Below are 14,294 nucleotides of genomic sequence, written 5' to 3'. Positions count from 1 at the left end.
AACTGCCCGCTATTATGGCGTCCGTGCCAGTAGTGCGGTCATTAACAGTCGTATCAACAATCTTCAATAATCAGATATACCGCCTTAACCGGGCCATGCACGCCGACCACCTTGATCAGTTCGATATCCGCCGTTGAGCTGGGTCCACTGATGATGTTAATACACGATGGCATGCGTTCACCGGCCTGCGATTTCTGATGCAGTTTTTCCGCCAGTTGTGCCACGCGCGGCAGAATGGTGCTCTTGCGTAGCACGAAAATCGAGGACTCCGGCAGCAGGCTTAATGAACGCCCGCGCTCAGGCGCGGAAAACAGCACCACACCGCCCGATTCCGTTAAGCCATATTCGGCATACACTACGCCGACTTTCGCTTGTTCGGCTTGGGTAACATTTTCTGCTCCCCGGGCCGGGGCCCAGACCACGGCGTTGCATTCCTGTTGCAAGCGTTCGGTGATGCCCAGTTCAACCAGTCGGCTATCGCCGCTGAGCACCACCGATTTATGCCCCAGTTCTTCACACAGGCGTAACGCCGCTTCCGGCGCCTGCGCTTCGCTGGTCAGTTCGCAGCGTACCAGCATGACATCGCTCGCAAACTGGATAAACGCGTCGCAGCGCTGCTGCTGGCTAAGTTCGGTCAGTCGCTCGTTCGCATAGTTGTTAACCGGCAGCGTATCTGCCTGCGGTTCGAATCGCAGCGGGCGGCCCAGCGCCTGGGCGATAGTGTTTAAAAACGCGCTACGGTTATCCATTCTTTTTCTCCTCTGCCTGATGTTTCTTAAACCAGCTACGGAAACTCTCTCCGTCAGCATCAGGGAGATCTCGCGCCTCCATCCAGTCACCAATAGCGCCGACTTTAAGCGGCGTTTTACCGCCATTAATAAACCAGCTTGCCGCATGGGCGCCCGCCATCATCCCGACTTTCCACAGCCCAGGATGGCTATTGGCATAAGCGAACATTTTGATCGCCCGTCGCTCGGCTTTCGGGGTAATGCCCTCTTCGGCCATCACTCGGCGATGGCGCAGGATCAGTTTTGACAGCGGAATGCGCACCGGGCAGACGCTGTCGCAGGCCGTGCATAATGAACAGGCATACGGCAGATCTTTAAAATCCTTATAACCGCCGAGCAGCGGGGAAATCACCGCGCCGATAGGGCCGGGATAGATAGAGCCATAGCCGTGTCCACCAATGTGGCGGTATGCCGGGCAGGTGTTCATACAGGCTCCGCAGCGAATGCAGCGCAGCACGTCGCGAAATTCAGAACCGAGTACCTGGGAGCGCCCGTTATCCACGATAACCAGATGGAACTCTTCCGGCCCGTCAACGTGGCCCGCCTCGCGTGGGCCGGTCAGCCAGGTGTTGTAACCCGTCAAACGTGCGCCAACGGCGCTGCGCGCCAGCATAGTGATCAGTACGTCCACGTCGGCAAAGGTGGGGGCGATACGCTCCATCCCCATCACCGCAATGTGCGTTTTCGGCAGCGTGGTACACATCCGCGCATTGCCTTCGTTGGTCACCAGGCACACCGAACCGGTTTCCGCCACGGCGAAATTGCAGCCGGTAATACCGATTTCAGCGCTGAGGAAATCCTCGCGGATCTTCTGGCGGATGAATAAGGTCATTGCTTCTGGCGTTTCCGGGCCGTTATAGCCCAGACGTTCATGCAACACGCGGCGGATCTGATAGCGATCCTTATGGATTGCCGGAACCACAACGTGTGAAGGCGGGTCCTGATCCAACTGGAGAATATACTCGCCCAGATCGGTTTCGATCACCTGAATTCCGGCATCCTGCAACACATGATTGACGCCAATCTCTTCGGTCACCATCGACTTGGACTTCACTACCTTGCGCGCGTTTTTACTTTGGGCGACCTGTAAAATGTAGCGGGTGGCTTCTTCTTTGGTTTTGGCGAAATAGACGTGCCCGCCGTTTTCCGTCACTTTCTCGGTGAGTTGATACAGGTAAGCGTCGAGATTGCTCAGAACGTGATCGCGGATCTGGCTGGCACGGTCACGCCATTCGTCCCAGTGCCCTAACTCATCGACCATTTTTTGCCGATTCGCGCCGATACGCTCCTGCGCATTGGCCACGGCTTTGCGCATGATCGGATCTTCAATTTGCTGACGAATGCGCAGTTTAAATTCTACATCGCTGGTTTTTATCGACATCTCTTTCCCCTCAGCGGCTCATCAGCACTTCAGCAATATGCATCACTTTGACCGGCTGGCCTTCCCGTTGCAGTCGACCGCCAATGTTCAGCAGGCAACTGACGTCTGCGCCAATCAAATATTCAGGCCGGGCATCCATCAGGTGTAAGACTTTCTCTTTCACCATCTCGCCGGATATTTCGGCCATTTTGACCGAGAACGTCCCGCCAAATCCGCAGCAGGTATCCTGATCGGCAAACGTCAACAGCTCCAGCCCGCGCACATTTTTCAGTAGCGTGAGCGGTTCTTCCTTCACTCCCAGCTTGCGGGTCAGGCTACAGGATGGGTGATAGACGGCTCTGCCCTGAAGGCTGGCTCCCACATCCACCACACCCAGTTTATTAACGATAAAGGAGGTGAGATCCTGCATGCGCGCGGCGACCTTTTCCGCACGTAACGCCCATTCAGGCTCATCGACCAGATATGTTGGGTAGCTTTTTACCGCGTAGGTACAGGAGCCAGCAGGAGAGATAATCGGGTCGTCGTTGTCTTCCAGCGCTGCGATCAGGTTTTTCATCCCAGGGATCGCTTCTTTGATGTAGCCGCTGTTGATGGCTGGCTGGCCGCAACACCCTTGCTTCTCGGGGAAATTAACGCGGCAGCCCAGTTTTTCCAGCAGCAATACGGAGTCTCGTGCCATCCGTGATTTCAGCGCGTCACCAATACAGGTAACAAAGAAATTTACATTCACAATCAATGCTCCATTGCTTCACTTCTATTTAGCCCCGATGACAACCGGCCACCGGGTCATAAATCAATAATAAAAACGACCATTGTTTTTCGGTTTATCCTACTCTATGTTCATTTGTATGACAAAATAGAATAATCCACCAATCAATACCCATATGCAATGCCCGGGTTTATTTATTTCGGCATTGCTCACATTTTTATAATGAAAACCACAGCGATGTGAACGTCCTAAAAATAGTTTCAAGTGATTACTAATTTCGTCAATATCATTATTAAACAGGTTGTTAAATAACTATTTATAGGTATCTGCCTTGCTCTTAAGTATATTTTTCTGGCATTGAATTTTAATTAAAAGATTACAATAGTTACAAAACTACGAATCATAATTACTTTATTCACTGAAGCGATTCAGTTTACATATTTCATTTGACCAGCAATGTAGCCTCCCCACCATAAATATAAATCAGGTTTAATGAACCAATCAGGAATAGTAATGAACGAATATTTTATGTTTGCCCTGGCACTCTCTCCTTTGCTGCTTATGGTATTTTTAATTCTGAAATTGAAAATGCCCATCCATTATTCAGTTTTGATTTCGTTGGCATTCACTGCCGCGCTGTCTGCAATATTCTGGGACATGCCAGTACAAAATCTTAAAGCCTCGATGGGTTATGGCGCACTGAAAGGATTATGGCCGATCGTGATTGTGATCCTCGGCGCTATATTCAGTTATAACGTCATGCAGGCGACCAAAGCGCTGGATATTCTCCGCGATATTCTCGCCAGTATTAGCGAAGATAAGCGTATTCAGGTACTGCTGATTTCGTGGTGTTTCGGTGGATTCCTTGAAGCGGCTGCCGGGTACGGTACGGCGGTCGCGATACCTATCGGTATTCTCATCGCGCTGGGATTCAACCCACTGAAGGCAGCAATTGCTTCACTTGTGGCCAACACCGTACCCACGGCGTTCGGGGCGGTTGGTATTCCGGTCTCTATCCTGGCTGAACAGGTTAATCTGCCGGTTTACACCTTAGGCGGAACGATTATTCTGCAATTAGCCCTTTTTAATATCCTGCTGCCGTTTGTCATAATTTGCATTATTGGCGGTGGCCTGAAAGCCATTCGCGGCGTGTTCCTTATTACGCTGCTTTGCGGTATCACAACGCTTGTTCCGCAGTATTTTGTCGCCATACATCTCGGGGCAGAATTACCTGCCTTTGCCGGTAGCCTGGTCAGTCTTTTTGCCGTCGCAATTGCCAGCCGCCTGCGCAAAGGGAAAACAGATCCCGAGTGGCGCATTGAAGTCAGCCACACCCGTGAAACGACGCCGCGCTCGGCGAAAGTGCTGTTCCGGGTCGGTTCTATCTATCTGTTTATTTTTGTCTTTATTCTGCTGTGCTCGCCGTTATTCCCAACGATAAAAGCGGCGGCTTCTCAGTTGGCTTCGGTGCTGCATTTTACGCTGGCCGATGGCAAAACGCTGGCGCTGAAAGTTGAATGGGTCACCACGCCCGGAATGTTGATTATCTTTGCGACCATTATTGGCGGTTTTATTCAGGGGGCATCAGCACGCGGTATGCTGGAAGTGTTTGTCAAAACCGTATTCCAGCTTAAAAATTCCATTGTTGCGATTATGGCGATCGTCGCTCTGGCAACGGTAATGGATCTCAGCGGTATTATCTCCACGCTGGCCCAGTCGATTGTCGATCTGACCGGAAGCTCGTACGTTTTTCTCGCTCCGGTGATTGGTGCGCTGGGAACGTTTGTTACCGGCAGCGACACCAACTCGAATATTCTGTTTGGCAAACTACAAACCATTGCCGCCAGTAAATTAAATATTGATCCAAACTGGCTGGCTGCGGCAAATACCTCCGGCGCAACAGGCGGGAAAATGATTTCACCGCAAAGTATCGCCATTGCGGTTTCGGCAACTAAAATGGAGGGACAGGCGAATCAGATAATGTCCGGCACTATGAAGTACTGCTGTGCCTATATTGTGATCCTTGGATTAAAAGTTGGTCTCTTTTATTACTGGTTTATGACTTAACGTTATTTTGCGCAACGACGACTGCTCATCAACTGGCAAATGCCTCTGTTTTCCTGTAGCCACGCCACTTTGACGGGGCTATGCTTACTAGCGAAAACATAACAATTACAGAGGCAATGTCATGGATCAGGAACTACTGGATGCGGGTTACCGGGCCTATACCGGCGAGAAAATCGATGTCTATTTCAATACGGCCATTTGTCAGCATTCGGGTAATTGCGTGCGCGGTAGCGCGAAGCTCTTTAATCTGAAACGTAAGCCGTGGATCATCCCGGATGAAGTGGATGTGGCAACGGTTGTGCGTGTTATTGATACCTGTCCGAGCGGCGCGCTGAAATATCGCCAGAAATAAGTGAGGAAATGATGGAGATACTCGAAGGCCACAACAAATTTTATGTGAATGATGCTGCGGGTAATCAGGTCGCCGAAATCGTATTTGTACCGACGGGCGAGCATCTGAGCATTATTGAGCATACGGATGTCGATCCCAGCCTGAAGGGGCAGGGCGTCGGTAAACAGCTTGTCGCGAAGGTAGTTGAAAAGATGCGCCAGGAGAACCGCAAGGTTATTCCACTTTGTCCTTTCGCCAAACATGAGTTTGATAAAACGCGCGAGTATGACGATATCCGCGCCTGATGCGTTTTACCGGTCATCGCCGTGGGTTTCTGCCCACGGTATTTTCCGGCGCTCCGCTGTTTATTATCGGTTTCTCATAAACCCAGCGATTACCGTGGTCGTTGATAAGCTCGTACCTGACGGTACGACAATGTCCTGCCTTCCCGGATAATGCTAGCGGTTGTGAAGACAGCGGAGCGATCATCAGCGGCGTTGCGCTGGTGTTGTCGCACGCCAGCGCTGCCAGCGTGATGTACCACGGCGTCGGGTTATTAACATAAAGCTGCGTCTCCTGCGGCTGGAATGTGAAGGTCAGCCGTTCGCCATCCTGCTCTCTCAATGGCCCAACGCCCTGTGGACGAATAAACACTTTCATGCGGATGCGCAGCGGCAGCACGAGTTTTTGCCGCGTTTTCGCATCCTGAACGGTCATCGGCGGGATCTGGTAGATATTCAGCCAGTAAAGCGACTCCCGCTCGCGCGCTAACTCAGGCTTCTCTGCGAGCTGTAACTTTACCGTCCGAATTTCCGTCGGCTGCATTTTGAATACGGGCGGTATCGCGACGATGGGCGTGATGGTCTCAGCAGGCTGACTCAGCGGATCGCCTTCATCCGTCCAGATTTGAACCAGGGCAGGGTGCTGCGCTGAATTTGCCAGCGCCAGCGAATAATGGCTCTCTCCGGCGTTAAAAATAACGCGGGTCACTTCCGTATTGACCACGGCCCGTGCGGGGGGCGCCGTCCATCCTGTCCAGACGATAAGAAGCGTGTATGTGGGCCAGTTACTGAAAACTGACCACCACCTGGAGCTGTGCATAGACCGTTCCTGCTGTTACGTTTTCCCCCGGAATCGCTTCCAGAGAGGCGGTAAAGTCGCCGCTGTAGAGGCTGGTTGAGCCGCTGGCGGTTTGCGTGGTCAGATCCTGATAGCCGTACCAGCCGCCCGCGTTGCCCGTGGCTGTGGCTATTTGGTTGGGTAGAAGATTCAGCGCATTGCCATTTTGCTTGTCGCTGTAGAGGCGAATGCCGACGCCTGATGCAACGCCGTTTACGCCATAATGATTGTCGAGTAGCCATGTATAAGCGCCGGAGCCGGTCTTGAGGCCCAACTGAGAGGCCGCATTGGCTGCGGTGGGATTGCTGACCAGGAATCCCATCGCTACATATGCTCTTAAGCTGGTGGACGCCGTCGTGCCGGACAACGCCCCGGTTTCGCATTCAACGCTAATGCTAAAAGGAGCCTGACTGCTGCTGCCGCTGATGAGTTCGCCAACGCTGGCTGGCGGTAACCTGACAATGGCGGGGTAGTCGTTGACCCGGCAGGCGGCGCCGCGCACGAACACGGTCTGGCTGGTTAACGTCCAGCCGCCGGGCCACTGCGCTGCGCCCCAGCCGCTATAGTTGGTTCGGCTGTCAGCGCCCTCGAAAAGCCCTGAACTCATGCCGCCGCCGTGGAAAGCGATATAGCCTGCCGGTCCCGCGTAGGGATAGGTATAACGGTTGGAACCATCAACGCCTCTGGCGCTGTCATCAACCCGAAACAGTTCAACAAATACGTCGCTAAAGGCGCTGGCTGGGATGTAGATATAGGTGCCGTCATTGAACATTTCACTTTCCGGGATTGCGCGCGCTTTCCAGTAACGGGAGTAATATTCTCCGGTTTTTAGATTGGTCAGCCTGACCGCCACGTTTTTAACGTAGGTGTAGTAAGCGCCGTCGATTCCCGGTACGTCGACCATGCCTCCCCAGTAATCGTCGCCGTTGGTGGCGTAGTATTCATATACCTGGCCGATTTCGGAAACGGTACAGCGAAACATAATCTGATTGGTCGTGACGCCCTGCGTTCGTCCATTGGGGACGAAACTGGCAGCGGCGCTGCCCAGCAACGTGCCTTCGCTCTGAAATCCCGTCCCGTTGCTTAAGGTAATGACGCCGGGCAAGCCCAGTTTCCCTTTTACATCGCCATCCCCCACGCCGCCCCAACTGGCGCCCACATAGCCTGCGTCTTTCGCCGCCTGAGAAAGGGGGCTGGCTGACGTAACCTTGATGCAGGCGGACAAGGCGGGATGCGCAACCATGCCGCTGAATAACAGGCCGTAAAAGAGCTGTCTGATTTTCATACGTTATTCCTGACGACAAGGTAGTGTGAGCTGATACAGCGGCGCATGCGTTTTAGCCGGTAGTTGATACCAGACCTGGCACCGCTGCGTGGATTTTTGCCCCCACTGTACGAACAGCACGCCGGACTGTTCCGCCAGTCGAGCGTAAATTTGCCCGCCCTGGCCGACCATTCCCACGGATTCGCCGTGGCCGTCCGTCACGTCAGCGCCCATTGGCGGCTGGTTGCCATCGGGAAGCGTTGTGTTGATGAGCGCCGCTTTACCGCTGGTGGTCGTGAATTTCACGCGGGAAATCGCGCCGGCGTAGGGCACGATGCGCTTGCTGCCGCTCTGTAGCTCAACTTCGGCATTCATGTTTCCGCTGTCCAGGCTTACGGTGTTATAGCGATAGGGGGTCATGGAAGGGAGCAGGGCATAGCCGAAATAATCGACCGTTGCACCTTGCCCGTTACGTACAGCCGCGCCGTGCGCGCCTGGCGCTTCGATAAGCGCGAACGTATCGCTGGTGTAGGGGCCAGCGGTGATCCCGCCGCGGTGCGCAACCAGCGTGCCGGACATCCCCAGACCATATTGCTGGTAATCGCTGCCGCGGGAGGCGAAGCCGCGAAACACGCCGACGGCGGTTCGTTGCTCCACGTTGCCGCCCCAGGTTGCGCTGCTGCCGTCGTGCTTATCTCGCTCCAGACCGCTATAAACGGCCCAGGATGTGGCGCTGTTCTCGCCCGCGGCGCCGCTTATCCCCACCGTGGCGGTGCGAACGTCGCGGCTGCGATTCATATCCAGATTTAGCTGCGTGCGGCTGGCGCCAACATCGAAGGGGATGGAGATCCCCAGTGAAAGCGTGTTTTCGGTGTATTTACGCTGGTTTTCGCGGTCAAAATCCTGGTCGTTTACGCTGGTGTCGTAGCGGCTGGCATAACTGCTGCGCTGTCTGGCGGCGCTAAGATTAAAGGTGATGTTGCGCCAGCTGTTGCTGTAGCCAAACTGGAGTTGGGTGATGCGCGACGCGTCGCTGTAGTAATCTGACGTACTGCCGGTGAAGCTAACCATGCCCCAGTCGCCCATCGGCTGGCTGAGCGTAGCGGAAAAGTTATTACGCTGGTGCAGCGTATCCGAATAATACGCCACGCTGTTTTTCTGCTGACGGCGCACGCCCAGCACATCCTGTAAATCACGATAACCGCTGGTGGAGTAACGGTAGGCCGCCAGCACCAGATTTGTGCCGGTGGTAAACGTTTTGCTGTAGCTGGCCTCAATGCGCCAGCCCTGCTCGTTATCGTCGTTTTCGACTCTGGCGTTTGAGTAAACGGTATTGAGGCCGAATGCCCCGACGGATGTTGCCATTACCCCTCCCAGCAGAAACGCCTGATAATCATCGGCCAGCCGTGAACCCAAATTGGCGGTTAGCGTGTTGCTCATCCCGCGCTGCAAAACGCCTTCGACAAATTTATTCTCCACGCTGTAGTAGTGGCGAACGTAGCCCATTGCCAGCTCATAGTTCCAGTTTCCCGGCCGAACGGAATCAGGAACCGCCGAGTAGGGAACGGTAAAACTTGAGATTTGCCCGTTCGCTTCGATGACATCGACGGCCAGATCGCCCTGGCCACGGGTATTGTAGAGATCGTTAATAACAAAAGCGCCGGGCGCGACGGTGGTTTCGTAAATCACTTTACCCTGCTGGCGTACCACCACGCGGGCGGTTGTGGTCGCCACGCCGCGCACTTCCGGCGCATAACCGCGTTTGCCCTGCGGCCACATCCGTTGATCGGTGTTCAGTTTTATGCCGTTGAATGAGAGGCTGCCGAACAGGCTGCTGTTGGTGTAATTGTCCCCAAACGCTATCACGCTCTCAAACTGAGGAAGAGGGCGCTGAATCGCAGTCGCTACCGCATTGTATTTGTAGTGGCTACCCGTCTGGTTGTCATCGGCATAGCGGAGGTTCCCCTGATGGCGAAATTGCCACAGCCCGATGTTGAAACCGCCATTGATATTGCTCCACAGGTAGTCGTAGCGCAGGTGTGAGTCTGTATTTTCCGTATGATAAAAATTGGTATTGTGGCGCAAAAACAGCGCGGTCTCTCCGGCGTTCCATTCGGAAACGGGAATATACCCCCGGGGAGCGTGGTAAAGCCCGGCCTGAGGAATCATCATATTCAGGCGCAGCTTCGCTATATCCACTTGCCAACTGATTTTTTGCCCGGTCTCGCTGATGCGCAGACAGTGCGGCGTTGAAGATGCCGCAGAGGAGCGCGTGCGAATCGCGCTGGCGCGAACCACCTCAAACGGCAGACAGGGTTCGACGGCGTTATCCGGCGTGGCGGATGCGATAAGTTCGATCTTTTCCTGCTGGCGAATCAACTGGTTATTAAGATAAATATCCAGCACGTATTCACCCGCAGGCACGCTGTCTTGGGTATGATTAAAGCGCTGGAGATCCAGACCATGACCGTATGCGGACCCCTGGAGCAGCGCGGGATCAAAATAGTAATCAGCCCTGGCCGCAGCGGAAAATGCCGTAACGCATACCATCAGGCCGAAACCCGCCGGGCGATTAAAGAGGAAAATCTTCACTGATTCTGGCTCCCTGATCGTTAATCAACGTGATGCGAACACGCTGATTTGCAGCCGATCGGGCGTCGGTAAAGACATAACGCTCACTGCTGAAAGGGGCAATCATGCCTGCTTTTTGGGCGCGGGTTTCTGAGGCATTGATCAACTGTAGCCCGGCAATGGTGATGTAATAAGGCTGATTATTTTTAATGGTGATGCCGGTTTGACCTGTCCGCGTGACCTGAAGGTTCGCCAGCATTTTTTGTGGATTACCGTTTAATTCAGCCGGACGATAAAATAACTTCACCCGGTTGCGTAGCATGATCAGCAGGCTGTTTTGATTGCCCTGATCCGGGCTACGTTGGCCCACATTCGCGGGCGGAACTTGCATAAAATTAAAATAGAACAGAGATTCCCTGTCTTGTGGCAGGGACTGGGCCGCCGTAAAAACAATCCGAATAATTTGCCCTTCGCCGGGTTGAATACGAAATACCGGCGGCGTGGCGATAAAGGGAAGTTGAGCTGATTTCTCCGGCCCGTCTGCCATATTGCCGTTATCGAACCAGGTTGAGACCACGTAAGGGAAGGAATCTTTATTCTTTAAATGAACATCGACAGAGTTGGCTGAACCATTATAAATAATTCGCGTCCCGGTCATGGTAATACTGGCGGCGATGTGTTCACTCCAGAGTGTAAAAAAGATAAACAGAAACCCCGCGAGAGAATACAGGGCGTCGCGAATGGGGTTCATTTATTACTCCCTGGTCGAAAGAGGGCGGGACGAAATTCCCGCCTGGGTTAAATTACTGGTAAGAAACCGCGTATTGCATGGAGGCCTGCACCGTACCGGTGGTTGCTGCGCCCCCTGAGTAATATTGGGCCTTGTAGGTTGCCGTGGCTGATGTTTCATTTGCCGCCAGCGCTAAATCTCCGCCGCCATTAAACGCGTTGCGAAAATCGATCTCTGTATCACTGGTGTCGAGGATCTGAATTTCAACATCGCTCGCCGAGCCATTGCTGGCCAGGTTTCCGGTCGTGGCGCTGATGTTATTTCCGACGAAGACGGTTGAAATATTGATCCCGGAGGCTGAGCCGGTGCATCCGCTGACGCCGATGTCGAAGGTCGTTTGTCCTGCAACCTGATTGGTGTTCAAGGTGTTTACCGTGACGGTAGGCAGTAAGACGACAGGTGAGGCCTCAGAACCATTTACCGATACGGAACAGGTTTCATCAGAAACTTCTCCCATAAATGTAATGGTATTATCAGAAGCCAGTGCGCCCGCAGAATAGATCGCGGAGATCACCAGCGCCGGAATTAGGGCACGATTCAGTTTCATAACTAAACTCCATTTTCATTCAGTCGTGTTGATTTACCCTGAGAATTCAGGGTGTTCCCAATGCTCAGGGACATTCATAAAAATGGCACTGTGCTGGAATGTTGCTGTATTAAGTCAGTGTTGGCGAAAATATTGGTATTAATCCTGGTGTTGAGGCGTTGAAATAGAAAAATGTGCTGCTGAACGCGCCTTCTCCGTTTTTATTCAACAATGCGTCCCAGGCGACAAATAGCCCATCTGAAAATATATCTTTTTTCTTATGCCGGAATTTTAACGACAGTAATCTTAAATATGAAAATCGTTTAAAACATCCGAATAAATCTTTTGTAATAGGTGGTAGCTATTAAAAACTGGAAATAGATCGGTTGCGTCGATATTAAGATAATTAGATATTCGCTTTATTGGTATTAATGATTTAGCCGTAAAGTCGTTCCATGTCGGTGTGTTAATTAATTGAATCTGTGATGTAAATAGATACCGGTTTTATAGTAATCATCAGCATCACTATATTGTTTCTGTTGCTGACTATTAGGTGCGTACTCTTTACTTTAGGAATTTTATTTTATTTTGTTGGATCTTTTGGAGCTTAAAAGGCTTAGTTTCCAATAAACCCCATTTGATTAAGATCAACAATTGATGCAATCGTATTTAAGTTGCCAGTTGATATAGTGCGTTTTGTTCGCATGAAGCGTGTTTTCTGCGCGGAATTATGCTGATGTTGAGCGTGGGAGAGAACAATTTTTCCGCAATAAATCCGCAATGCCTGCGCGCTTGTCGCAAAAGCGCGGAACTGCAATACGCGCCGGGTAATAGCATCGAATTATACGGCCAGGCGACTTTCTGGAAAGATTTGTTAATGCGCCTCACTCATCAGAGCGGCTTACCGCTCGTCTACGGTCTGCTCATGGCTTGCGAAAAATTGATATGAACGGACGTGCAGCGCCCGGGTCGCTGCACGTTTGTGGAAACAGGCGGGGAACAATTAGTGGATAATGCCCAGATAACCATGCATTCCCATATAAAGCCCCACCAGACCGATCAGTATGCTGGAGAAATAGGGGGCTTTTCTCGCCAGGGTATTAAATCCGTTCCAGCGTTTTGCGGCCTGTTGCACGCTGATGGCTGCGCCTACGCCAACGGCTACCAGCGTTAACGCCAGACCAATGCTGAAGCACAGTACCATCGTGGCTCCCAGCGTGAAGGCTTTAAGCTGGATGCAGATCAGCAATACGGTGATGGCTGCCGGGCAAGGAATCAGGCCGCCCGTCAGGCCAAACAGTAAAATCTGTCCGTTTGTCACTTCCTGGTCGTGAAAGCGGCGCTGAATATCGGTCGCATGTGCCCGTTCATGGGCATCCTGCCAGGCGTGCGATCCGTCCGTTAGCCCCTTCAGGGAAATATGAACATGCTGGTGGTCGTGGTGATGGTCGTGGTCGTGATGGTGGTGCTCATGGTCGTGATGGTGGTGAGTGTGGGCAGGAAGCCTGTTAGCCAACCCGTCCCGCTCCCCTTTCCAGGTACGCCAGAACATCCAGAACGCCGTGCTCAGAATAATGATGGCGGAGACCAGTTGTAGCCAGGGTTCCACGGATTCTGCGGTAAACGCTCTGCTGATGTACATGCCGCCCAGGGCGATAAGCCACACAACGGCGGTATGTGAAAGCGTGGCTGCCAGCCCCAGCATCACAGCCTGCTTAATCGTCCCTTTGATGGCGATGATAAACGCCGCCATCATCGTTTTGGAGTGCCCGGGTTCCAGCCCATGTAATACGCCCAACAGAATGGCGCTGGGAATGAAAAACCAGGCGTTTCCTTGCTGAAGTAATGTTGAAAATTCGCCCATGAGAATGATTCTTAGTTGTCTTATTTCCCCGCATTCTACTCCCCCCCAGTACCAAATACTACCCCCCAGTAGCGTCACAATGCTATAATCCATAATGATTTATGTTAATAAGGCGTTGTTATGTCACATACGATCCGGGATAAACAAAAACTTAAAGCTCGCGCCAGTAAAATCCAGGGGCAGGTTGTCGCACTGAAAAAAATGCTGGATGAACCTCACGAATGTGCCGCGGTATTGCAGCAAATCGCGGCGATACGCGGCGCGGTGAACGGATTAATGCGTGAGGTGATCAAAGGGCATCTGACCGAACACATTGTTCACCAGAGCGATGAAGTGAAGCGCGAAGACGATCTGGAAGTGATCCTGAAGGTGCTGGATTCCTATATAAAATAGCCGGGACCGGTGCCCGACTGTTGTCTTCAATGCTAACGCCGTCTTTGCAGATGAATAAGCGAGCCTTTGCATTCCTTTGTGATCATTGGGAATGCGGCTTTTTCATTGGAGAGTGGATGCGAATGAATAAACAGCGTGTTTATCTTCCCGCCCATTCTTTTCTCGATCCTCTGTTTATAAGCATAGACGCTGCGGATATCCATACTCAGTAACTCGGCGATTTGATGCGGATTTTTCCCTGCAACCATGTTACCCATAATGATGAACTCCGTCTGGGTCAGGGTATTCCCTTTTGTAAAAGACAGATGTCGCCCAATAAATACTTGTCTGATTTTTTCATTTGCAACCGCCAGTCCATCATCGTGATAAATGACGACAGAAACCGCCGGATGATGTTTACGCCAGTAGTTGGCTAAGGAAGGTGCGAACAAGTTCCTGATATGAGATCATCATATTCATCCGGAGCGCATCCCAGAGGGACATCATGAGCC

At 52.3% G+C, this 14,294-nt stretch carries 13 protein-coding genes and 1 pseudogene; 4 read left to right on the top strand and 10 right to left on the bottom strand.

Translation table 11 applies throughout. The features are described from left to right. Window positions 1–53: 53 nt before the first annotated feature. From OGV50_RS00075 to OGV50_RS00065, 3 genes are read right to left on the bottom strand one after another with little or no spacing between them, the layout of a single operon-like run. The gene (locus tag OGV50_RS00075; RefSeq protein ID WP_012134990.1) at window positions 54–749 is read right to left on the bottom strand and encodes a LutC/YkgG family protein; all 696 of its coding nucleotides are present in this window, start codon (window positions 747–749) and stop codon (window positions 54–56) included. Next, the gene (locus tag OGV50_RS00070) at window positions 742–2,169 is read right to left on the bottom strand and encodes a LutB/LldF family L-lactate oxidation iron-sulfur protein (protein WP_112001579.1); all 1,428 of its coding nucleotides are present in this window, start codon (window positions 2,167–2,169) and stop codon (window positions 742–744) included. The genes OGV50_RS00075 and OGV50_RS00070 overlap by 8 nt, the downstream gene beginning before the upstream one ends. Window positions 2,170–2,179: 10 nt before the next feature. After that, entirely contained in the window at window positions 2,180–2,899 is a 720-nt protein-coding gene (locus OGV50_RS00065) for a (Fe-S)-binding protein (protein WP_024130919.1), read from the bottom strand. Between the two features lie 492 nt (window positions 2,900–3,391). Here OGV50_RS00065 and OGV50_RS00060 point away from each other — a divergent pair, with 492 nt between their 5' ends. The 3 genes from OGV50_RS00060 (at window position 3,392) to OGV50_RS00050 (ending at window position 5,581) form a co-directional block, all read left to right on the top strand. Continuing rightward, on the top strand, window positions 3,392–4,945 hold the full coding sequence (locus tag OGV50_RS00060; protein ID WP_058668056.1) for an L-lactate permease: 1,554 nt from the start codon (window positions 3,392–3,394) through the stop codon (window positions 4,943–4,945). A gap of 121 nt (window positions 4,946–5,066) precedes the next feature. Beyond that, on the top strand, window positions 5,067–5,297 hold the full coding sequence (gene yjdI / locus OGV50_RS00055; RefSeq protein WP_047461459.1) for a 4Fe-4S mono-cluster protein YjdI: 231 nt from the start codon (window positions 5,067–5,069) through the stop codon (window positions 5,295–5,297). Between the two features lie 11 nt (window positions 5,298–5,308). Continuing rightward, complete coding sequence (locus OGV50_RS00050; protein ID WP_047463941.1) at window positions 5,309–5,581, top strand: GNAT family N-acetyltransferase; 273 nt, start codon at window positions 5,309–5,311, stop codon at window positions 5,579–5,581. 13 nt (window positions 5,582–5,594) lie between these two features. On the opposite strand, the gene OGV50_RS00045 is transcribed toward OGV50_RS00050, so the two are convergent. The 6 genes from OGV50_RS00045 to OGV50_RS00020 form a co-directional block, all read right to left on the bottom strand. Beyond that, on the bottom strand, window positions 5,595–6,377 hold the full coding sequence (locus OGV50_RS00045) for a fimbria/pilus periplasmic chaperone (RefSeq protein WP_200092707.1): 783 nt from the start codon (window positions 6,375–6,377) through the stop codon (window positions 5,595–5,597). Then, a complete protein-coding gene (stbD, locus tag OGV50_RS00040) occupies window positions 6,343–7,680 on the bottom strand; it encodes a fimbrial usher protein StbD (RefSeq protein WP_047461462.1) in 1,338 nt (445 codons plus the stop codon). The genes OGV50_RS00045 and stbD overlap by 35 nt, the downstream gene beginning before the upstream one ends. Before the next feature lie 3 nt (window positions 7,681–7,683). After that, the gene (locus OGV50_RS00035) at window positions 7,684–10,251 is read right to left on the bottom strand and encodes a fimbrial outer membrane usher protein (RefSeq protein WP_286488208.1); all 2,568 of its coding nucleotides are present in this window, start codon (window positions 10,249–10,251) and stop codon (window positions 7,684–7,686) included. Beyond that, window positions 10,232–10,981: a fimbria/pilus periplasmic chaperone gene (locus OGV50_RS00030; RefSeq protein WP_153257828.1), complete on the bottom strand. Its 750-nt coding sequence runs from the start codon at window positions 10,979–10,981 to the stop codon at window positions 10,232–10,234. The genes OGV50_RS00035 and OGV50_RS00030 overlap by 20 nt, the downstream gene beginning before the upstream one ends. Before the next feature lie 52 nt (window positions 10,982–11,033). Next, window positions 11,034–11,567: a fimbrial protein gene (locus OGV50_RS00025; protein WP_012134978.1), complete on the bottom strand. Its 534-nt coding sequence runs from the start codon at window positions 11,565–11,567 to the stop codon at window positions 11,034–11,036. 982 nt (window positions 11,568–12,549) lie between these two features. Next, window positions 12,550–13,410: a nickel/cobalt efflux protein RcnA gene (locus OGV50_RS00020; protein ID WP_115181196.1), complete on the bottom strand. Its 861-nt coding sequence runs from the start codon at window positions 13,408–13,410 to the stop codon at window positions 12,550–12,552. 120 nt (window positions 13,411–13,530) lie between these two features. Here OGV50_RS00020 and rcnR point away from each other — a divergent pair, with 120 nt between their 5' ends. Then, entirely contained in the window at window positions 13,531–13,803 is a 273-nt protein-coding gene (gene rcnR / locus OGV50_RS00015) for a Ni(II)/Co(II)-binding transcriptional repressor RcnR (RefSeq protein ID WP_012134972.1), read from the top strand. Between the two features lie 32 nt (window positions 13,804–13,835). On the opposite strand, the pseudogene OGV50_RS00010 reads toward rcnR, so the two are convergent. Next, window positions 13,836–14,222: pseudogene (locus OGV50_RS00010) on the bottom strand (helix-turn-helix transcriptional regulator); the annotation flags it as partial. Window positions 14,223–14,294: the final 72 nt, after the last annotated feature.

It is taken from the genome of Citrobacter sp. CK180 (assembly GCF_030333655.1).
GTDB lineage: Bacteria > Pseudomonadota > Gammaproteobacteria > Enterobacterales > Enterobacteriaceae > Citrobacter_B > Citrobacter_B koseri.
Note: the sequence above shows the minus strand (reverse complement) of the source record. Positions and strands in the feature narration are given on the sequence as shown.